At 48.8% G+C, this 19,225-nt stretch carries 19 protein-coding genes, 1 tRNA gene and 2 pseudogenes; 11 read left to right on the top strand and 11 right to left on the bottom strand.

The genetic code is table 11. The features are described 5' to 3' along the window. The first annotated feature begins 46 nt into the window (after positions 1–46). A complete protein-coding gene (locus AB3G37_RS19200; protein ID WP_369788809.1) occupies positions 47–757 on the top strand; it encodes an SDR family oxidoreductase in 711 nt (236 codons plus the stop codon). Positions 758–851: 94 nt separating this feature from the next. Here the strand turns inward: AB3G37_RS19200 and ybcJ are convergent, their stop codons facing one another. Beyond that, on the bottom strand, positions 852–1,070 hold the full coding sequence (gene ybcJ / locus AB3G37_RS19195) for a ribosome-associated protein YbcJ (protein ID WP_009638470.1): 219 nt from the start codon (positions 1,068–1,070) through the stop codon (positions 852–854). An 11-nt stretch (positions 1,071–1,081) separates the two neighbouring features. Continuing rightward, entirely contained in the window at positions 1,082–1,948 is an 867-nt protein-coding gene (folD, locus tag AB3G37_RS19190; RefSeq protein ID WP_009638471.1) for a bifunctional methylenetetrahydrofolate dehydrogenase/methenyltetrahydrofolate cyclohydrolase FolD, read from the bottom strand. Between the two features lie 238 nt (positions 1,949–2,186). Here folD and AB3G37_RS19185 point away from each other — a divergent pair, with 238 nt between their 5' ends. Together AB3G37_RS19185 and AB3G37_RS19180 are read left to right on the top strand one after the other, a co-directional pair. Then, positions 2,187–3,098 (top strand): L-lactate dehydrogenase, encoded by a 912-nt coding sequence (locus AB3G37_RS19185; RefSeq protein ID WP_369788808.1) that lies wholly within the window; start codon positions 2,187–2,189, stop codon positions 3,096–3,098. A gap of 290 nt (positions 3,099–3,388) precedes the next feature. Then, positions 3,389–3,465: transfer RNA gene (locus tag AB3G37_RS19180), tRNA-Arg, on the top strand. Positions 3,466–3,480: 15 nt separating this feature from the next. Here the strand turns inward: AB3G37_RS19180 and AB3G37_RS19175 are convergent. Then, positions 3,481–3,771 (bottom strand): annotated as a pseudogene (locus AB3G37_RS19175) (tyrosine-type recombinase/integrase); the annotation flags it as partial. A gap of 273 nt (positions 3,772–4,044) precedes the next feature. On the opposite strand from AB3G37_RS19175, the gene AB3G37_RS19170 reads away from it, so the two are divergent. From AB3G37_RS19170 to AB3G37_RS19150, 5 genes are all read left to right on the top strand, one after another. Next, positions 4,045–5,156, top strand: a protein-coding gene (locus tag AB3G37_RS19170; protein ID WP_369788505.1) for an IS3 family transposase whose coding sequence is annotated in 2 segments (ribosomal slippage) — positions 4,045–4,306 and positions 4,306–5,156 — 1,113 coding nt in all. Because the reading frame shifts where the segments join, the coding sequence is not laid out codon by codon here. A gap of 51 nt (positions 5,157–5,207) precedes the next feature. Next, positions 5,208–5,714: a hypothetical protein gene (locus AB3G37_RS19165; RefSeq protein ID WP_369788807.1), complete on the top strand. Its 507-nt coding sequence runs from the start codon at positions 5,208–5,210 to the stop codon at positions 5,712–5,714. Positions 5,715–5,936: 222 nt separating this feature from the next. After that, the gene (locus AB3G37_RS19160; protein WP_369788806.1) at positions 5,937–6,122 is read left to right on the top strand and encodes a hypothetical protein; all 186 of its coding nucleotides are present in this window, start codon (positions 5,937–5,939) and stop codon (positions 6,120–6,122) included. A 427-nt stretch (positions 6,123–6,549) separates the two neighbouring features. Further along, positions 6,550–7,344: an MFS transporter gene (locus tag AB3G37_RS19155; RefSeq protein ID WP_369788805.1), complete on the top strand. Its 795-nt coding sequence runs from the start codon at positions 6,550–6,552 to the stop codon at positions 7,342–7,344. 261 nt (positions 7,345–7,605) lie between these two features. Beyond that, positions 7,606–7,839 (top strand): hypothetical protein, encoded by a 234-nt coding sequence (locus tag AB3G37_RS19150; protein ID WP_369788804.1) that lies wholly within the window; start codon positions 7,606–7,608, stop codon positions 7,837–7,839. Between the two features lie 48 nt (positions 7,840–7,887). Here the strand turns inward: AB3G37_RS19150 and AB3G37_RS19145 are convergent, their stop codons facing one another. From AB3G37_RS19145 to AB3G37_RS19135, 3 genes and pseudogenes are all read right to left on the bottom strand, one after another. Then, positions 7,888–8,205: a DUF1493 family protein gene (locus AB3G37_RS19145; RefSeq protein WP_369788803.1), complete on the bottom strand. Its 318-nt coding sequence runs from the start codon at positions 8,203–8,205 to the stop codon at positions 7,888–7,890. Beyond that, positions 8,205–8,657: an STM2901 family protein gene (locus AB3G37_RS19140; protein WP_369790998.1), complete on the bottom strand. Its 453-nt coding sequence runs from the start codon at positions 8,655–8,657 to the stop codon at positions 8,205–8,207. The genes AB3G37_RS19145 and AB3G37_RS19140 overlap by 1 nt, the downstream gene beginning before the upstream one ends. 252 nt (positions 8,658–8,909) lie before the next feature. After that, positions 8,910–9,164 (bottom strand): annotated as a pseudogene (locus AB3G37_RS19135) (tyrosine-type recombinase/integrase); the annotation flags it as partial. A gap of 452 nt (positions 9,165–9,616) precedes the next feature. Between AB3G37_RS19135 and AB3G37_RS19130 the strand changes: the two are divergent. Both AB3G37_RS19130 and AB3G37_RS19125 read left to right on the top strand, forming a co-directional pair. Next, positions 9,617–10,579 (top strand): VirK/YbjX family protein, encoded by a 963-nt coding sequence (locus AB3G37_RS19130; RefSeq protein WP_369788802.1) that lies wholly within the window; start codon positions 9,617–9,619, stop codon positions 10,577–10,579. Between the two features lie 418 nt (positions 10,580–10,997). Further along, the gene (locus tag AB3G37_RS19125) at positions 10,998–11,798 is read left to right on the top strand and encodes an SDR family oxidoreductase (RefSeq protein ID WP_369788801.1); all 801 of its coding nucleotides are present in this window, start codon (positions 10,998–11,000) and stop codon (positions 11,796–11,798) included. Between the two features lie 93 nt (positions 11,799–11,891). On the opposite strand, the gene AB3G37_RS19120 is transcribed toward AB3G37_RS19125, so the two are convergent. From AB3G37_RS19120 to AB3G37_RS19100, 5 genes are all read right to left on the bottom strand, one after another. After that, on the bottom strand, positions 11,892–12,764 hold the full coding sequence (locus AB3G37_RS19120; RefSeq protein ID WP_369788800.1) for a DeoR/GlpR family DNA-binding transcription regulator: 873 nt from the start codon (positions 12,762–12,764) through the stop codon (positions 11,892–11,894). A gap of 158 nt (positions 12,765–12,922) precedes the next feature. Continuing rightward, positions 12,923–13,876, bottom strand: a complete 954-nt coding sequence (locus AB3G37_RS19115) for a D-ribose ABC transporter substrate-binding protein (RefSeq protein WP_009636933.1) — start codon at positions 13,874–13,876, stop codon at positions 12,923–12,925. Positions 13,877–13,929: 53 nt separating this feature from the next. Next, on the bottom strand, positions 13,930–14,997 hold the full coding sequence (locus AB3G37_RS19110) for an ABC transporter permease (RefSeq protein ID WP_009636932.1): 1,068 nt from the start codon (positions 14,995–14,997) through the stop codon (positions 13,930–13,932). A 41-nt stretch (positions 14,998–15,038) separates the two neighbouring features. Then, positions 15,039–16,577, bottom strand: a complete 1,539-nt coding sequence (locus AB3G37_RS19105; RefSeq protein ID WP_369788799.1) for a sugar ABC transporter ATP-binding protein — start codon at positions 16,575–16,577, stop codon at positions 15,039–15,041. Further along, complete coding sequence (locus AB3G37_RS19100) at positions 16,574–17,227, bottom strand: DUF2291 family protein (RefSeq protein WP_369788798.1); 654 nt, start codon at positions 17,225–17,227, stop codon at positions 16,574–16,576. Before AB3G37_RS19100 ends, AB3G37_RS19105 begins: the two co-directional genes overlap by 4 nt. A gap of 394 nt (positions 17,228–17,621) precedes the next feature. Between AB3G37_RS19100 and AB3G37_RS19095 the strand changes: the two genes are divergently transcribed. Further along, positions 17,622–19,220 (top strand): FGGY-family carbohydrate kinase, encoded by a 1,599-nt coding sequence (locus AB3G37_RS19095; RefSeq protein ID WP_369788797.1) that lies wholly within the window; start codon positions 17,622–17,624, stop codon positions 19,218–19,220. Positions 19,221–19,225 lie beyond the last annotated feature (5 nt).

Below are 19,225 nucleotides of genomic sequence, written 5' to 3'. Positions count from 1 at the left end.
AAATAGGCGCTATTGAAGAGTTATTTTCCCTTAAAGGAGTAATTTTATGTCACAGCAACACACGGTCATCATGGGTGGATCTTCAGGTATTGGCTTGGCAACGGCAAAGTTACTTCTCGACAGAGGCCATAGAGTGACAATAGCCGGGCGTAACAGCGATCGCCTGCAAAAAGCAGTACATACGCTGTCTGGAGAAATGAATACGCTGATTATTGACGCCACGCGTGAGCAGGATTTACAGCAGGCGTTTAGTCGTATAGAGAGTTTTGACCATCTTGTTGTGGCATTAGGTAGCACCAAGGGCGCGGGGGCGTTTGCTTCAGTTGCGCTGAGCGATGTGAAGGCCGGGGTCGAGGAAAAATTTTACGCGCATTTTGCCTGTGCTCAGGCCGCGCTTCCTTATCTCCGTAAAGATGGCAGTATCACTTTTATTTCAGCAGTAACTGCTCATGCGGCAATGCCCGGTACGGCAGGTATCGCGGCCGCCAACGCCGCTGTTGCCGCGCTGGTTCCTGTTCTAGCCTCGGAACTTCAACCTTTGCGAGTCAACGGTGTTTCGCCGGGAGTTATTGATACACCCTGGTGGGATTTTCTTTCAGCAGAGGATAAAGCGGCAGTTTTCAGTGATTACGCCAAAAGTACTCCTGCAGGAAGGGTAGGGAATGCCGAAGATATTGCGCAGGCTGTGGGTTTTCTGATCGACAATACTTATACGTCCGGACAGACTATTATTTGTGATGGCGGCCTGCGGCTCTGAACTCTATAAGCTTTTAAGTTGATATTTTGCCAATAAAAAAGCGACGGCTAATCGCTTAACCGTCGCTTTCTTTTTGCGTTACAGGCAGGCCTGATTACGCGGAGGCTTTAACCACCATTTTGCTGCTGGCGAATTCGACCTGTTGGTCAGCCAGAATTTTGCAACGTTTGCGGGTTTCAACCTTGCCGTTGACTTTAACCTGACCTTCGGCAATCACCGCTTTAGCTGCTGCACCGCTCTCACACCAGCCCATAAATTTGAGCAGGTCGCAGAGTTCTACGTGCGGGTGAGATTCGAGAAAAAAAGTTTCCATGCCATCCTGTCTTAGTGAGTATTCACGTCGTGATATTCCTCGCAAGCCTGCAAGGTATTTTGAATAAGTGTAGCAACAGTCATAGGACCAACGCCACCTGGAACCGGCGTAATGAAAGAAGCACGTTCAGACGCGGCTTCAAATTCTACATCGCCGACTACTTTACCACTTTCCAGACGGTTAATACCGACATCAATCACGATAGCGCCCGGTTTGATCCATTCACCCGGAATAAAGCCTGGTTTACCCACGGCAACGACCACTAAATCAGCGTTCTCGACGTGGTGACGCAGATTCTTGGTGAAACGGTGAGTTACGGTAGTCGTGCAACCGGCCAGAAGAAGCTCCATGCTCATTGGGCGGCCCACGATATTTGACGCACCAATGACCACGGCATTCAGGCCGAAAGTGTCGATATCATAACGTTCGAGCAGGGTAACAATGCCGCGAGGAGTACAAGGACGCAGCTTCGGCGCACGCTGGCACAGGCGACCCACGTTATAAGGGTGGAAACCATCGACGTCTTTATCGGGATGGATATTTTCCAACACCTTCACATTATCGATACCCGCAGGCAAAGGCAGCTGAACCAGAATGCCATCGATTGCGTCGTCATTGTTTAGTTGATCGATAAGTGCCAGCAGTTCACCCTCGGTGGTGGTAGCAGGCAAATCGTATGAACGGGAAAGAAAGCCGACCTCGTCACAGGCTTTGCGTTTGCTGGCAACATAAATTTGTGAAGCCGGGTTTTCACCGACCAGCACAACGGCCAATCCAGGAGCGCGTTTGCCATGCGCGATGCGTTGCTTAACTTTTTCAGCGACTTCGCTTCTGACCTGCTGCGCAATCGTTTTACCGTCAATAATCTTTGCTGCCATCTGGGGAAAAATCCATCAATTAATAAATGCGGGGGAATCCGTCTATTTTGTCAGAACCTGCGCTCGCTGTCAGGCGCAGAATCGCAATAAGATGAACGGATAATAACCAGATGGGCGCTATTTTTAACACTAAACCCTAAAAAACCGTGACAGTCGCGCAAGTTATGCGTTTTATAAGTGAATAAAACGTCACCACTTTTTTGTTATTTTTAACTCATATTTAAAAGGAAACTCAGCCATGACCAGTAAGGTGGGTATCATCGGAACGGGGCATGTCGGCGCTGACGTGGCATTTTCACTCGTAACCCAGGGTCTGTGCGACGTCCTGGTATTAGTTGATCAGGATGAAAAGAAAGCGGCTGCGCAGGCGCTGGAACTGCAGGATATGGCATCCCTTACTGCATCTCGAACTACAGTGATCGCCAATGATTACAGCGTATTAGCTGACGCTGACGTAGTGGTCATCGCCGTTGGCCCCAAAACCATGCTGAAAGAGGATCGTCTTGAGGAGCTGGCCGAGACCTGCTCCGCCGTGCGTGAAGCAATTCCTAAACTAATTGCCAGTGGTTTTGGCGGCGTGATTATTAATATCACCAATCCGTGCGACGTAATAACTCAGATTGTGCAGCATACCAGCGGGCTGCCCAAGGCACAGGTGTTCGGCACCGGCACTTCATTGGACACTGCACGCATGAAGCGTGTTATTGGAGAATTCTTTAACGTCGACCCAAAAAGCGTTAACGGCTACGTGATGGGCGAGCACGGCGAATCACAGTTTGTTGCCTGGAGCACGGTGAATATCGGCGGATGCCCGATCAGCGAACTTGCCGGAGAAGAACAACCAGATTGGACGGCGCTAGAATCTTCAGTTCGTGGTGGCGGATGGGCGATTTTACAGGGCAAAGGCTGGACTAGTTTTGGTATCGCCACGGCGACCGCGCGACTGGTTGACGCCGTTTTGTCTAATGCACAAAGCGTTTACCCTGTGGCCGTGTGGGACGAGACTCAGCAGGTTTACATTGGTCAGCCGGCGATAATTGGCCGCAATGGCATTGTAAAAGTGCTTAAACCTGTTCTCGAAAGTCGCGAACAGGCATTATTCGATGCTTCAGCCAGAGTGATTTCAAACGCATTCAATAGCACACTGTAATTTGATTGGAACCGTCCACCGTTTATAAATGACCGTGCTATTAAGGCCGGCATTCCGCTGGAGTTTGACGGGGCATAGCAATAATCGCTGACGGCGGTGAGGTTAAAGTTATCACCGCTGAGTAAAGCCTAAGTATTGAAATTTATTTAATTTCAGAGGGCATGGCGGTGTTTTAATGATAAAAATTGGCAAAACTGCTCAGGCATTAACCAGTAAGCGCGAAAGCCATTGACTCGACCTCGATGGCCCGTATAATCCGAGTCCGCTGTACTGCCTTTTAGCAGTCTAATGCGCCCTTAGCTCAGTTGGATAGAGCAACGGCCTTCTAAGCCGTAGGTCACAGGTTCGAGCCCTGTAGGGCGTACCATTAAAATTCAATGAGTTACGTCTTCTTTACTTCCCCACCAAAATCCAATAGTGCCAGATTAGTGACATTAATTGCCATAACGTCATCAATTTTGCGTGCGTGCTCGGTCAGGTGATTTGGTGACAGGTGTGCATACCTGCGAACAATCTCGATAGATTCCCTGCCTCCCATCTCCTGCAATAATGAAAGCGGAACCCCAGCTTGTATTAACCAGCTTGCCCACTTATGCCTTAAGTCATGGAATCTAAAGTTATTGATCCCCGCACGCTTTAGGGCCAATCGCCATGCCGTCTTATCATTTACTTTATCATAAGATACAAATCCTTCTGTTAAATTTACGCCGCGTACAATCTAATAACAAATCAGTTAGTTAAGAATCATCCTAACTTGGCTCTACCGCATCAGCCATCCTGATAAAACATCAGTACTTTTGGAGAGGGCATTCAGAGGGGCGATAAGTCATGTAAGCTGGTTGCCATGTTTCTAGCCGGTGCTAATATTGTAAGCATCCCTCTTAACCGAACCATTCACTTTTAGAGATCTTCCGGCATACTGATTATGTCCCCTGAGGAGATCGCCATGCGTAAGATTCGATTCACCGAACACCAGATCATCGCCGTTCTTAAGTCTGTCGAAGCCGGACGAACCGTCAAAGATGTCTGCCGCGAGGCCGCTATTTCAGAAGCCAGCTATTACAACTGGAAGGCGAAATATGGCGGGATGGAAGCCGCTGATATCAAAAAGATCAAAGATCTTGAAGACGAGAATCGTCGTCTGAAGCAGATGTTTGCCGATCTGAGTCTGGAATGCCGGGCGCTGAAAGACGTCATCGAAAAAAAGCTTTAAAACCAGCGGTAAAGCGTGAGCTCGTCAACTATCTGACCGCGCAGTTTTCGATGAGCTTACGCCAGGCATGCAGGACGTTATCGCTGAGCAGGACGGTGTTTCGTTATCAACCGGATACACGACGTGATGAAGCAGTGATCCAGAGCCTGACTGAGGCGGCTGAACGCTACCCTCGCTACGGATTTAAGAAGCTTTTTCAGGTGCTTCGCAGGCAGGGGCACGTCTGGAATCACAAGCGGGTACACCGGATTTACTGTCTGTTAAAACTGAATTTTCGTCGCAAGGGTAAACAACGCCTGCCGGTGCGCAATCCGGCTCCGCTGGCAACGCCGGAAGCGCTCAATCAAAGCTGGTCCATCGATTTTATGCACGACGCGCTGACATGTGGCCGACGTTTTCGGACTTTCAATGTCGTCGATGATTTTAACCGTGAAGCTCTGGCTATCGAAATTGACCTGAATATCCCGGCACAGCGTGTCGTGCGGGTGCTGGACAGGATAGCGGCAAATCGTGGATATCCGCTGAAGATGCGAATGGATAACGGACCGGAACTGATATCACTGGCTCTGGCGCAATGGGCCGAAGAGCATGGCGTGATGCTGGAATTTATCAAGCCGGGTAAGCCAACACAGAACGCGTTTATAGAAAGGTTTAACCGAACGTACCGGACCGAAATACTGGATTTTTATCTGTTCAGAACGCTGAATGAAGCACGGGAAATCACAGAGCGCTGGCTGACGGAATACAACAGCGAGCGGCCTCATGAATCCCTGAATAACCTGACGCCGGAAGAATACCGGCTGATAGCTGAAAAACCGGAACTCTCAAAAAGTGCGTGGAACTAAAACAGGTATGCTTACACCATCAGAATACTTAAACTATTGGGGGTAAAGGGAATGGTAAAATTAAAAGTAGCTATCGCGCTATCTGCTATGATATTTCCAACTTTTGTTTTTGCTCAATGGGTTACAAAGACTGACGATGATATTTTTACCGGCGGCAAGAAGGCCACAATGATTGCAACCATAGGTGAAGATAGTGACTCAAGCGCGTTGATATTTGACTGCACAAAAAATAATTTGGTGTTTTCCTATATTGAAAAATCAAGCGACCCAGATAAGGTTTCAAACATACCGGTTGATATGTTTGTGAAAGTAGATTCAGGAGACATTATCAAAACTAAATCTGCCTTTAGCCAAAGGAATGATCAATATATTCAGGCAAGTATTAGTGATATAGACTTAGTCACTGAAATTCTTAAGGAATCATCTAAAGCAAAGTCAAAAATAATTATTGGAATTTCAAATGACATTATTGGGCAAAACTCAGTTAGTGCAAGCATGGCTGGCTCAGGAAAAGCAGTAGGTCAATTCGTAAGTGCCTGTGAAATAAATATTAAATAAATAAAAGTCATAAGAGCCCAGCCACCAAGTTGGGCTGCTTGTCTGTGACTCATATCATCAATACACAGGCCTTGCCTCACCATCCCCACATAGCCTCAACAGTTAATAAATTCGATCCTCACCACATAATCAATCATCCCCATTTGTGCAATGAAATCCTTTGTTGTTGCGATTTTTGTAATTACAATCACTGCTGTATAAAACCACAGGGAAGTAGATGATATGGCTCAGTCTGAACTCAAACCTGTTTTGCTCACCAGAACTCAAATAGACGCAATCAATCAAATTCAGTGTGACGAGCAGAATAAGTCACAGCTCGGCATTGCGCCGGACATTAATGTAATTGCTAGGCAGCTGATTGACCTTGGCTTATCTCAACTCTATGCAACTTCGAAGGCAGGGGAGTAAGACATGAACATACAGGCTTGCAGCGTGGCCGTTCGATTGAGTGCAAAAGACGATTTAACTCTTGTCTTGAAGATAGCAAGCGAAGAAATGGCGGTAACCGGCCACCAGCCGGGATGATGGGCTTGCCTGGTCCTGCTGGTGGAAGTTGGAACAGTGCAAAAGATAACGCTTTACTTGGCAGTAGTGGTAATGGCGGGAATTCGTTTCTATCGGAGGTCTGCACATCCCCTTACGGGAGCTTCCCGGATCATATTGATATGCTTCCTCGCGATTACCCCATCGTCTGCTACTGTAAATCCGGTAGCCGCAGCCTCTGGGCTGCATTGTTTCTCCAGGACTAGGGTTTCAGCGAGGCCTTTAGCCTGAAAGGCGGGGTCATGAGGCTCACAGGTTGAAAAACTACGATTACAGGAGATGGATGTTTTATATGATGACTGATCGCTTCCACAGCCTTGGACCCGTTTTTTTTCTGCTGCAGACCGGAACCTCTCTCAGCCAGATTTCCGGGCATATCTTTCGCCTGGCTCTGGCATGGTGGTGTCTGAAGGAAACTAATTCTGCTGTCGCATTTTCATCACTGATTGCCTTTTCAGTGGCTGCAGAGGTATATCTCAAGCCGTTTCTTGCCTCACTTGGTGATCAATTCAACAGAATTAAATTCATATTCATCTGCCAGATATTCATTCTGGCGATAATGTCGCTGTTCTGCCTGGCCGGCGCTGGTGGGAAGTTTCATATGGCAGCTGTAACAGTGGGTCTCATCAGTATGAGTGCGGTCATTGCAGTCAGAGAACCCACGATTATGGGGCTAATTCCGGATCTGGTTGGAGAAGGCGCTGTATCCCAGGCAATTTCCCGTCGCTCAGCCATAAACTCGGTAATCATGCTGACGGGACCTGTAATCGCAGCAACACTGATATCTTTTGTCAGTATTGGGTTTGCACTGTTTACTGCAGCCCTCCTTCAAAGCTTGTCAGCACTGACATTTCTTCGTCTATTGGGCAAAGGATCTCTGACCGCATCGGCAATCTGTGAGCATGAAAGCTGGTTCAGTAAAACGCGTGGCGGATTTACGGCTATGTATCGTGTAAAGCCAGAACTGCATATTGCTATGATTTCTGCCTTGATAAATTTCACTATGTTTCCCTTTTTTTCTGTCACGGTTCCATACTGGATCAGTACTGAACTTCATCTGAGCGCTTCTTACCTGGGGGCTTATTAATTTTCGTTTGCTCTTGGCCTGCTCACAGGCAGTCTTTACCTTAACAAACTGCTGCAGAGCTACCTTGGACGGTTCTGGAATGTTGTTACCGGGTTTCTACTCTTGGGCTGTAGTGTCATCGGTACCGTGCTGGCACCGACTATCTACCTTTCCATAGGACTCGCATTTTTTAGTGGTCTGGCATTTATTTTGATCAATGTAAACCTGAGTACCTTGCGTGCCACGGCTACTCCTGGGAACTTCCGGACACGTATGAGTGCAATGGCTGCATTCCTCTCGAGCCTCGCAAATCCCTTCGGTGTCATTATTGCAGGCTGGTATATGCACTGGCTCGGAGTAATTCCCTTCGCAGTTCTGTCGGGTATCGCAGTGATCCTGGTGGCGCCCGTACTGTTATGTTCATGGCATCTTAAAAACGCCCTGTCGCTGGAAGAAGTCGAGATGCAGGGCTATTACGCAAAAACTTATCCAGACGCATTCACCGAGAGAGGTTGAATATAGTGGTCAATAAAAAATGGTCAGGGCTTTATAATTCAGAAAGCGTTAGTTATAAAGCCATCGGCGAACTTTTGCTGATTCAATAAACATTTTGAGTGATAGAGGTTTTTTGGTAGTGTTATCCGGCTCTTTATTGAAAGTTGATTTCGTTTTCCAAGGGTAATACCTAAGTAAGTCAAAATGCTTGCAATCCACATTAAGCTCAGCAGATAAATCCTCAACTAATGCTGCGATGTCTTCACTTTCAAAGGTTTCCTGTAGTATTTCATCATCTGAAATAATGACTTTTTTGAATAAGCCTGTCACTTTTGGAAGATGTCCTAAAATAAACTCCCTTACTTCATCTTCGTTGTAACTCTCCATTAGATTCTGTCCTCCGGTCGTGCAATGGTGTTATACCTGTTAACGGTATGATAACCGATCATTGATACATCTACGGCCAAGATAACCCAACCCAAAACAGGAACTGTTCTGCCAACAAATGCGCCTAGATTGTTAACCCAAAATATTTTGATTCCTCTCAAAGAGAATGATTTCTTCGTTAGAGTTGGAAGAATTCTGGTGCGAAATTTGTAGCTCAAATGCTTGCGGAAAAACAGTGAAGCAGGAGACGTACCTGGAGTCGCTGTTTTTGGTTTCCCGGGGATACCGACGATGTTGTTTCCCAGAATGATTGATGCCGCACCCACTAGATCTTTGACCCCCAACTGCTTTAGCGTTTCGTCAATCATCACCCAGAAGAGCAACTCTTCAGCGCTAAGATTGCTAAGTCTATCAAAGAAGTACGTATCGTTTAGCTGTTCTGTTGTATCCATCATCCCACCACGGAGTAATTTTAAGCAGTTAACTATACGTTAAACTTGAAAAGTGAGGTTTTGCAAAAAATACCAAAACAACTTACTCACAAGCTCTTAAAAACACGCGCTCATTTTTTACTCAAAACACCTCAACAAAGAGTCACACAAAAACATTTGGGGGTATGCTGTAAGTTGGTTAGTTTTTTTATTGTTTAAATACAATGACATGGTAGTTTAAATCTAACCCTGTAGGGATCAAGATTCAATAAGTTACGCCTTCTTTACTTCCCCCTCAAAATCTAAGAGTGCCAGATTAGTGACTTGAATTGCCATAACGTCATCAATTTTGCACGCATGCTCCGTCAGGTGATGTGGTGACAGGTGAGTATACCGACGAACCATCTCGATAGATTCCCAACCTCCCATCTCCTGCAAAGCTGAAAGCGGAACACCAGCTTGTACTAACCAGCTTGCCCCAGTGTGGCGAAGGCCATGAAAACGAAAATCTGTAATTCCCGCCGCTTTAGCATTCTCTGGGTGTATTCATGCAACTTTCCTCTGCATATCGATCTACTGGGTGATTGCTCTCAAATTCAAACTTTGCGCGTTTAGCCTCAACCATTGCGTGAAACTGTTGATAAACACAACCACCGATAATTTACGACTTGCTGATACAACAGAATGGCTCGTAGATTGCCGATTTATATCTCACAGATTCTCATCTTTACCTGAAAGATAAACACTGAATAAACCAAGTGACTTCTTCACTTCGATTCCTGTCGCCGAATGTTAAAATGACGACATCAACGGCTTCGAAAGAGATCATCGCTTATCGAATACGGTGTCATGAAATAAATAAATTTCTTTAGGAAAAGCTATAGAGAAATTCATTTAATAAATAAAAAATTGATAACGTAATTAATTTTAAGCTTTCTGTTTTTCGGAGAGCACTCGGAAATGGGAATAGTATTTGTATTATGAAAAATAAAGAGTTAGCACCGTCACGTCCTAATATTATTACCGACTTGATTACTGGGAAACTTACGCCTGGTTCAATCTGGAAGCAAAGGAATTATCGTTTAAAATTTATGATTCGCACCGCAATTTATTTTGGTCCGACTCAAAAAATGTTGGAAAGTCTTGCTCGACGCGCAGACTTTGAATATTTATTGAATGCGCAAACTACGTTGCCTGGTAAACCCCATCGTCACTATTTGATGTTAGGGTTGAGTGCTCGTCAGCGTGCTGCAGCAATAGTCGATTACTACCGCTATATTGACTCGCTGCCAGACTTGCGATTGGCTAGGGCATTTATTTCCCCGCATGAAGTTGCATTGCTGCAATTAGCAGGAAAAGGCGAAACAAACTTCACTCTTTTGGCCTCTAGTGCGCACAAAGCCGATCGAGAGGGTGAAACAACACTTTGGCTGCGTGATAATAATGACAGGTTATTGGCTAGTTTGACGTTTTGTGTTTTACAGGTAAAAGCGGATTGGTGCCTGGTAATCGGCGGCCTTCAGGGACCTAGGCAACAGGTGTCTCATGAAGTTATTAAGGACGCTACGCGTAACTGCCACGGATTGTTTCCAAAAAGACTGTTGATGGAGTTTATCTGGCTATTGGCAGCGCGAACTTCTATCAGGATGATTCGCGGTGTCAGTAATGATGGGCATGTTTTTCGGGCGCTGCGTTATCGTTTGAACAAGGGGCGTCATTTTCACGCCAGTTATGATGAGTTCTGGGAATCGTTGGGTGGTATCAAGGAAAATAAACAGCTTTGGAAACTGCCCGTAATGGCTGAACGTAAGTTATTGGAAAATATTCCGAGCAAAAAAAGAGCCGAATATCGCCGTCGCTTCGAGTTGATGGATAGCATGGCCGAACAAATGAATATGCCTTTGCCTCAACCAGATGAAAGCACAATTGCCGAAGCTATATAGTATTGATCAAGCTGTCGCATATTTAGCCATCTATTTTCCACGGCAGCCAGCGTGAGTAATAATCTTGCTGGTTGCCATGCCTAAATGCCGTTTGCAAATCTCTAATAACGCGGGTAATCGGCGCTTTACCGGGCTGCTTTTCACAATCGAGTTATTGTTTTTTTCGCATCTTCAGTAAGTTAAATCAGATTTACCGGTCTATATTATTTATAAATTCTTCAGGCATTTTAACCTCATTCAAAAAGTAAAATAATTTGGTAATCCTAATATTATATTTCTTCATTCGAATGTTCGATATTAATCGCTAATCAGAAAATTGTTATGGAATGTAAGAAAGAGATCCCTCCAGTTATTCCTTGAGAGCAAGTTTTAAAACTGCACTACTCTTTAATGACTGGAATTATAAAAAGGATTAAACATGAATTTGTCTTTGAGCAATCAGGTTGCACTCGTTACCGGTGCCAGTTCAGGTCTTGGCTTTGCCTGTGCCGAGGGATTAGCGGCACAGGGTGCCAGCGTAGTGATCAACTATAACAGTCATGCAGAACCTGCCGAGGCGCTGGCAGCAAAAATTATTTCGCAGGGCGGGCAGGCTATCGCATTAGGCGCAGACGTCTCGAAAGAGGATGATGTCGAGCGGCTGTTTGAACAAACGCTCGCAAAATTCGGGGCGTTGGATATTTTAGTGGCCAACTCTGGATTGCAGAAGGATTCCCCGGTTGGCGAGATGACTCTTGAACAATGGAACAAGGTATTAGAGGTCAATCTCACCGGCCAATTCCTTTGTGCCCGCGCCGCACTGCGCCAGTTTCGCAAGCAGGGTTCAAAAAGGGATGTAAGTCGTGCGATTGGGAAAATCATCCACATGAGCTCGGTACATCAGATTATTCCCTGGGGTGGGCACGTTAACTACGCTGCTTCAAAGGGCGGGGTGGATATGTTGATGCGCAGTATCGCTCAGGAGATTGGTGGCGAAAAGATCCGCGTCAACTCGGTAGCTCCGGGTGCAATAGCAACGCCTATAAATGCTAGCAGCCGTGCAGGCGACGGGACTGAAAAAATACTCAAGCTGGTGCCCTATGGTCGTATCGGCGACCCGGAAGATGTCGCCAATGCCGTGGTTTGGTTAGCCAGCGACCTTTCAGATTATGTCCACGGCACGACGATTTTCGTTGATGGCGGGATGAGCTTGTATCCAGGATTCCAGGATAACGGTTAAACCGATAAAGGTTTTGAAGCCAAGGCCGCCCCTTTTACCACATCGTGATATTCACAACTCTGCTCAACGTGAACAGCAGCTTGAAGCACAGAGTTATTCGCGGTCTATAGCTTCAATTCCCGTCCCCGGTTTCATCGGCGCAATCACTACATTAATGCCTTTATCTTTCATACGCTGAATGATTGGCAAAGGCGTGCCCTGATTGACGATCACTACGTCGAATTCTGCGAGGTTGGCAAAACTGTGCAGCGCGCGGCGTTCGAATTTGGTGTGGTCGATCAGCAGGATTCTTTTCTCGGAAGAGTCAAACATCGCGCGCTTTGTCTCGACCATTTCCGCAGATTGGTGATAAACGCGATCGTCGATAATCGCCGACATGCTGACAAAAAACATATCCGCCTGCAGATTGCCGATCTCTTTGCGCGTCATCTGGCCCATAAACGCATTGCACCAGTTATAAAACTGTCCGCCGAGGCCCATCAGCGTGATGTCGCGCATCTCTTTCAGTTCGCTCATCACGGTCAGAGAATTGGTGATCACCGTCAATGGCGCTTTGGATGGCAGATAGCGCGCCATCTGCAATACGGTGGTGGAGTCGTCAACGAAAATCGCCTGACCCGGTTCGATATAACCGGCCGCTACCTCGGCCAAGGCGCATTTTTCTTCTAACTGGCGGGTAGAACGGTAAACGTCGCTGGACTCGATCAGGCTAGTGGCCGTTGCCGATACCACGCCGCGTGATTTTCTTAGCAGTCCACGCTCGACCAGTTCGTCGATATCGCGGTGGGCAGTCATCAGGCTGATACTAAAACGATCGGTGATATCTTCTATACGAATCGCCCCTTCGGCCATCACCGCTTCGACGATCAGTTGGCGGCGCGCGAGCTGTCTGGCCTGGCGGCTGTCGCTGGGCAGTACTTCCGCCATGAAAACATCGACAGCATTATTTTGAGGAGCCTGAGCCATAGTGATATCCAAAAGACGTATTAACGTCACCCCTGACCATGTACCCGCCGTGGGTGTCCTGTAAAAACCGAGCCTATTACAGCGCTGATTTACCGGTTTGGCAAATCAGCGGAGTAAAAAAACCTGACAGATTGGAATGTTAAGCGCCTGAGCCGTGATTATTCGGACAGTTTAAATGCCGAAGTATATTTCGCCGCGTTGTCTTTATTAATCAACACGCAGTCGAAAAGCTGTTTCTCTTGTTTCGCCCCGGTTTTGCCGGTTTTCAGGAAGGTATCAGCCTCATCAATGGCTTTGGCGGCAAATACGGCCACTGGCTGCATTACGGTATATGCCAGAGTTCCGGCTTTAACCGCGTCAACGGCATCAGGCGAACCATCGAAAGCGCCAACTTTAACCTGATTCAGCTTGCCGGCTTCTTTCAAAGCGGCGATTGCACCCAGCGCCATTTCGTCATTACCGCTGATTACCCCTTTAATATCAGGATGAGCCTGCAACATTGACTGCATTTTGTTGTAGCCTTGAGTACGGTCCCAGTTGGCCACTTCTTTGGCAACCTGTTTCAAATCAGGATACTGCGACAGCACGGTGTCATAACCGTTGGCGCGGGTCGCGGCGTTGTTGTCAGACTGAGAACCCAGCAGCTCGACATAATTACCGCTGTCGCCGACCGCTTTAACCCATTCCTGAGCACCCAATGCGGCACCTTGCGCATTGTTGGAAACCAGCTGCGCCTTGGCCAGACCGCTCTGGTTTAGTTCGGCATTAATCACAAACACCGGTATGCCGGCGGCGATAGCTTTTTTAACCGATCCTACCGAGCCGTCGGCGTTGGCTGGATCAAGAATGATCGCTTTCGATTTGTTGGTGATCGCAGTATCAATCAGCTGGCTTTCGGTATTGGTATCGCCTTTGTGTGCGCTGACCGTCGCGGAATAGCCCAATTTTTCAGCCTGCGCTTTGGCAACCTGCCCCTCGGTGTACCAGTAAGGGTTGGATGGGTCGTTGACAATAATGGTCATCAGTCCTTTCGCCGCCCAGGAAGGGGTAGCGAACACGGTCATGGCAGCGACGGCGGCAATCGCAAGGTAACGCTTACTGTTATGGAACATGTGAGATACTCCAGTGTTGTAGGGTAGATTTTTGTCTTTTTATTAATGACTTATTACTTGCTACGTCTTCCGTATTGCAGGGTGTTGAGCAATACGGCCAGTACGATAACCGCACCGGTGAACACGGTTTGCCAGTAGGCTGATACGCCGATAATCACCAGGCCGTCGGAAAGGAAGCCGATAACAAACGCGCCGAGCAGTGTGCCGCGCACGTTGCCGCGACCGCCGGTCAGCGCTGCACCTCCTATCACTACGGCGGCAATCGCGGTGAGTTCATAGGTAGTCCCTGCGGTCGGGCCTGCGGAGGTCAGCTGGGAAGAAAGCACCAGCCCGGCAATTGCAGCACACACGCCGGAGAGCACGTAGACGATAATTTTGACGCGTTTAACCGGCACACCGGAGAGATCAGCGGCGCGTTCGTTACCGCCTGATGCGTACAGCCAGCGGCCAAACGCGGTGCGGCTAAGCAGAAAACCGCAGGCCAGCGCGATAACACACAGGGTCAAAACGCCGATAGGAATGTTGAAGATGCGGTTGAAGCCGAGCCAGTCAAAACCGGTATTGCCTAGCGCCTGTTCGCCTGAAAGTTTGTTGTAAGTCAGGCCGTTAGTCATCAACAGGGCAATACCGCGTGCAACATATAAAGAGCCTAAGGTTGCCACGAAAGCCGGAACGCGAAACACTGCGACCAGCACGCCGTTAACCAGCCCAACCACCGCGCCCAATGCAATGGTCAGGATGACTACCGCCCAGACAGGGAAATAGAGGATAACCCCGAAGGCTTGAAGGTTGACGCCTTGCATCAGAAAACCGGCAAATACTCCGGCTAAACCCAGCGTGGACCCCACCGACAAGTCAATGCCGCCATTGAGGATAACCAGCAGCATACCGATGGCGGGCAGCCCGAAGATGGCAACGTGCGAAGCCATCGTCAGGAAGTTGGCTGAATCGAAGTAATTCGGTGACATAAACGAAAACACGATGATTATCAGTACTAAAGCAAAGAATGCGCGTCCTTCCAGCAGCAGCTTGGCGATGCTGAAACCGCGATGGGCCGATTTTTTCCTGGCCTTCTCCGCCGGAGCCGGCGCGGTGTTAAGGGCATGGGTTCTGTTGTTCATAATTTTCGCTTCCCCTTATTTGTGAAGCCATATTCTGTTGGTCAGGCAACCAGCGATTCGCCCGAGGCGGCCATAATCTGTTCTTTGGTAGCACTGGCATCGAAGATGGCCGAAATATGCCCCTTGCTCATCACGATGATGCGATGCGCCACGCTCAAACATTCGCCCACTTCAGAGGTGGAATAAATCACCGCTAGCCCTTTTTTGGCATTCTCGGCCAGTAGCCTGAAAACTTCGGCCTTGGCACCGATATCAATCCCGCGGCTGGGCTCGTCAAGCAAGACAACTTTCGGATGCGTCGCCAGCATCTTGCCGATCACGACTTTTTGCTGATTCCCGCCGGACAGCGAGCCAATAGTGGCCTCGCCGCCGGAGGTTTTTACCGTCACATTACGAATGGAATCATTGACCAGCTGTTTTTCACGTTTGGGCGACAACACCATTCTTTTTACAAATTCCCCGATGCTGGCAAGAGACAAATTTTCACCGACACTCATGGTCTGAATTAGCCCATCGCGCTGACGGTCTTCTGGCACCAGTGCCAAACCGTTCTCAATTCTGTCGGCGATACTTAAACCTGAAATTTCTTTATTATTTAAAGTAATACTGCCTTTTTCCGCGTGAGTTCGGCCCGCGATACATTCCATCAACTCTGTGCGTCCTGCGCCCATCAGGCCATAAATACAAACAATTTCTCCGGCCCGTACTTCCAGTGACAGGTTGTCGACCACCTTGATTCCGGTCGGGCCTTTCACTGTCAGATCTTTCACCTGCAACGCCGGTTGCCCAAACTCGTAGCCGGTCGGAGGTGAACCGAGATCAAAATGCTCACCCACCATGTTGCGGACAATCCACTGCAAATCGATATCTTCACGTTTGGCATAGGCGGTCATCACGCCGTCACGCAGCACCACTGCGCGATCGGTGATTTCCAGCGCTTCTTCCAGATGATGGGAGATGTAGACGATCGCCACTCCTCGACTGGTGAGATCGCGAATGATCTTGAACAGGACTTCAACCTCTACCGCACTGAGCGCCGAGGTGGGTTCGTCCATAATCAAAATCCGCGATTTAACCGCCAGCGCGCGAGCGATCTCGACGATCTGCTGCTGGCCGAGGCGTAAGTCTTCTACCAGGGTCAGGGGGTCGATTTCCTCTTCCAACTCATCCATCAGTTCACGGGCGATTCGCTCTTCTTCGGCGAAATTCACCCCAGTGGCCTGATGCAGCTCACGGCCAACGAAAATGTTGTCGCGCACGTTCATATTCGGCGAAAGGTTAAGCTCTTGATGAATGATTGAGATCCCGCATTCACGCGCCTGATTGGTCGAATTGAAGATAACCGGCTCGCCGTTGAGCAAGATTTGTCCGGAGCTTGGCGTAACAACGCCAGACAAAATCTTCATCAGTGTCGATTTTCCAGCACCGTTCTCGCCAAACAGCGTAGTCACCTGGCCGCGTCGAATATCAAAATCCACATCTTTCAGAGCGTGGGTTGAACCATAAACTTTGCTGATATTGCGTGCCGACAGCACTATCTCGCCCCCGGTGAGGCTGGCTAATAACTTTTCAGTATTCATTGGACAACCATCTCCACCGGCGTTACCAGCCAGTTTTTCGGATTAAGCAGGCGGAAAACGCCAGTGACTTTGACGGTTTTTCCGCTGAGATTGGCGGTATCGATTTTGCTTAACACCACTTTTTTCATCTCGCGGTTAATACCCGAACCGGCATTTTGATACTCAATCTGGTTTTTGAAATCGCCAAACTGGATGGTGCCGGTGGCGTCGCGCAGGTCTGTGCCGTTAATCGCCGGGCCGGTTTGCAGACGGATTTTGAGATCATCCGGCAGTCCTGCGACCTTCACCTGATAAATTCCCGAGGAACCTGCGCCGACCACGCCGGTGAATGAAACTGAAAAAACCGGCAAAGCGTCGCCGACGCCGTATTTGGTTTTCGCTGCATTGGCATCAGCGTTTAGCGCCGTGGCCAGCGTGGCAGCATCCACCGCGCGGCCCATGACGCTTTTCTGAATTTCAGGAAACGCTTTTTCGCCGTATTTATCCGGTGCAAAAGCCTGTTCGGCTGCATCTTCTGCGGAACCGATTTTTACCACTTTCGTATTCAGGCCAATGGTAACCAGCAACGCCAGTGTGACGGCCAGCGTCACACCCCACCTTTTTAGGGTTCTTGGGCTGACCTGATGTGAAAAGGTGGAAAGGGTAGACATAGCATTGACCTCATAGTGACTGCCTGGTTTAAGCTAAATCACACAGTTAGTGTGATTAATATCATATCTAATCGCGTCTCATTGGCGGTGTAATGTTATAAGCTTGACAATAGTTAACATTAAAAATGTTGCCGCACCTACTTTCTGTCAATCGTTTCCGAGACTTTTTTTCTGGTAGGAGATCTGGATCTCTTTCCTGTTCATCAGGCTATTCAGCGCCTGCTGGTTATTAGACAATAAAGACTTTCCCACCAAATGTGATCATTTATGCAACAAAAATGTGATCGACAACGCTAACTTTAATGAAAAATTTTATTTGATATGAAATTTAATTCATTCTCTATGTTAGCTTAGTGATATGTTTGTTTTCCCCTTCAAACCTCGGGAGTAATACATGGATAACCGCGACATTATTCTCGGCATAGACTCCGGCACCTCGGTGGTAAAGGCCGTCGCGTTTGACCTTGAGGGTCAACAGTTAGGCTGTGCATCGGTCAGAAATACCTATCAACGTGGCGAAGACGGTTCGGCGTTACAGTCAATGGATCAAACCTGGCACGATTGCGTTGGCGCAATTCGCAAACTGGGGGATGACATCGAGAATCTGGCTTCGCGAGTGGTGGCTTTGGCCGTTACCGCGCAGGGCGATGGCACCTGGCTGGTGGGCAAAGACAACCGTCCTGTGGGGGACGCGTGGATCTGGCTCGATGCCCGCGCTGCCGAAACGGTGACTCGGCTCGAACGTTCCGAGCTTTCGCGTCAGCGATTCAGCGCCACCGGCACTGGGCTTAATACCTGCCAGCAGGGCGCGCAACTGGCGTATATGAATGTTCACCATCGCGAGCAGCTGGACAGCGCCGAGTCGGTAATGCACTGCAAAGACTGGCTGTACCTTAATCTCACTGGCGTGCGTGCGACGGATCCTTCCGAGGCCTGCTTTACCTTCGGTAATTTTCGCCATCGTGATTATGAGCCGGTAGTGATCGACGCTCTGGGGCTGAGCGATCGCCGTTATCTGCTGCCAGAAATTGTTGATGGTTCACAAATAACACACCCGTTAACGCCTGAGGCCGCCGAGGCAATCGGACTGCGCGCGGGAACGCCGGTGTGTCTTGGCTATGTCGATATGGTGATGACAGGGCTGGGCGCAGGAGTGCATACCGGCGCAGCCGGAGCCGGGAATAACAATACGGCGTGTTCGATTCTGGGCTCGACCGGCGTACACATGCGCTCGGTACATTCCTCCGAGGTTATCCTTAACGCCGAGCAGACCGGTTATGTCATCACGCTGCCGATTGCCAATCAGGTTACGCAGATGCAAACCAATATGGCTGCCGCACTCAATCTTGACTGGTTATTAAATATGACGCTGACGCTGATTGAAGAGTTTGGCGGCACGGCAGATCACCCGACGCTCGTGAAGCATCTCGATCAGTGGTTGAGCAAAACTCACGCCGATGGCCTGCTTTATCATCCTTATATTTCGCTGGCCGGGGAGCGCGGTCCGTTTGTTAACGCCGATGCCCGCGCCAGCTTTATCGGTTTGCGCTACAGCCACGGTTATGGCGATTTGCTTCGAGCAGTCATTGAGGGGATTGGCATGGCGGCGCGCGACTGCTATCGGGCCATGTCCGACGTCGCCCCGCACGAGCTTCGGCTGTCCGGCGGCGCAGTACGTTCGGCGCAGGTGCGACGGATCCTTTCAGCCTGCATTGGCACGCCGGTGAGAGTCAGTGGGCGCGATGAGGCTGGCGCAGCGGGCGCGGCAATGATGGCCGCAGTGGCTATTGGCGCGTATTCCGATATGGACAGCTGTATTGCCACTTGGGTTACGCCGCTGCTCAGCGCGGTAGAAGTGCCGCCGCCAGAGCTTGCCAGCCACTATGATCGGCTGTTTGAAACCTATCGGCAAACTCGGCAGGTTCTGCCGCCAGTGTGGTCCGAATTGCAGTCTATTAATCAGGCGGCACAGCGTCGCGCCTGCAAGGAGTAACCGAT

This window comes from Rouxiella sp. WC2420, assembly GCF_041200025.1.
GTDB lineage: Bacteria > Pseudomonadota > Gammaproteobacteria > Enterobacterales > Enterobacteriaceae > Rouxiella.
Note: the sequence above shows the minus strand (reverse complement) of the source record. Positions and strands in the feature narration are given on the sequence as shown.

Bases quoted from the DNA above. Each gene is read 5' to 3' on its own strand.
- AB3G37_RS19165 (WP_369788807.1), top strand. From the start codon at position 5,208: ATGGTAAAATTAAAAGTAGCTATCGCGCTATCTGCTATGATATTTCCA.
- AB3G37_RS19140 (WP_369790998.1), bottom strand. From the start codon at position 8,657: ATGGATACAACAGAACAGCTAAACGATACGTACTTCTTTGATAGACTT.
- AB3G37_RS19145 (WP_369788803.1), bottom strand. From the start codon at position 8,205: ATGGAGAGTTACAACGAAGATGAAGTAAGGGAGTTTATTTTAGGACAT.
- AB3G37_RS19155 (WP_369788805.1), top strand. From the start codon at position 6,550: ATGATGACTGATCGCTTCCACAGCCTTGGACCCGTTTTTTTTCTGCTG.
- ybcJ (WP_009638470.1), bottom strand. From the start codon at position 1,070: ATGGAAACTTTTTTTCTCGAATCTCACCCGCACGTAGAACTCTGCGAC.
- AB3G37_RS19130 (WP_369788802.1), top strand. From the start codon at position 9,617: ATGAAAAATAAAGAGTTAGCACCGTCACGTCCTAATATTATTACCGAC.
- AB3G37_RS19100 (WP_369788798.1), bottom strand. From the start codon at position 17,227: ATGTCTACCCTTTCCACCTTTTCACATCAGGTCAGCCCAAGAACCCTA.
- AB3G37_RS19110 (WP_009636932.1), bottom strand. From the start codon at position 14,997: ATGAACAACAGAACCCATGCCCTTAACACCGCGCCGGCTCCGGCGGAG.
- AB3G37_RS19095 (WP_369788797.1), top strand. From the start codon at position 17,622: ATGGATAACCGCGACATTATTCTCGGCATAGACTCCGGCACCTCGGTG.
- AB3G37_RS19200 (WP_369788809.1), top strand. From the start codon at position 47: ATGTCACAGCAACACACGGTCATCATGGGTGGATCTTCAGGTATTGGC.
- AB3G37_RS19160 (WP_369788806.1), top strand. From the start codon at position 5,937: ATGGCTCAGTCTGAACTCAAACCTGTTTTGCTCACCAGAACTCAAATA.
- AB3G37_RS19105 (WP_369788799.1), bottom strand. From the start codon at position 16,577: ATGAATACTGAAAAGTTATTAGCCAGCCTCACCGGGGGCGAGATAGTG.
- AB3G37_RS19120 (WP_369788800.1), bottom strand. From the start codon at position 12,764: ATGGCTCAGGCTCCTCAAAATAATGCTGTCGATGTTTTCATGGCGGAA.
- AB3G37_RS19185 (WP_369788808.1), top strand. From the start codon at position 2,187: ATGACCAGTAAGGTGGGTATCATCGGAACGGGGCATGTCGGCGCTGAC.
- folD (WP_009638471.1), bottom strand. From the start codon at position 1,948: ATGGCAGCAAAGATTATTGACGGTAAAACGATTGCGCAGCAGGTCAGA.
- AB3G37_RS19115 (WP_009636933.1), bottom strand. From the start codon at position 13,876: ATGTTCCATAACAGTAAGCGTTACCTTGCGATTGCCGCCGTCGCTGCC.
- AB3G37_RS19150 (WP_369788804.1), top strand. From the start codon at position 7,606: ATGGCTGCATTCCTCTCGAGCCTCGCAAATCCCTTCGGTGTCATTATT.
- AB3G37_RS19125 (WP_369788801.1), top strand. From the start codon at position 10,998: ATGAATTTGTCTTTGAGCAATCAGGTTGCACTCGTTACCGGTGCCAGT.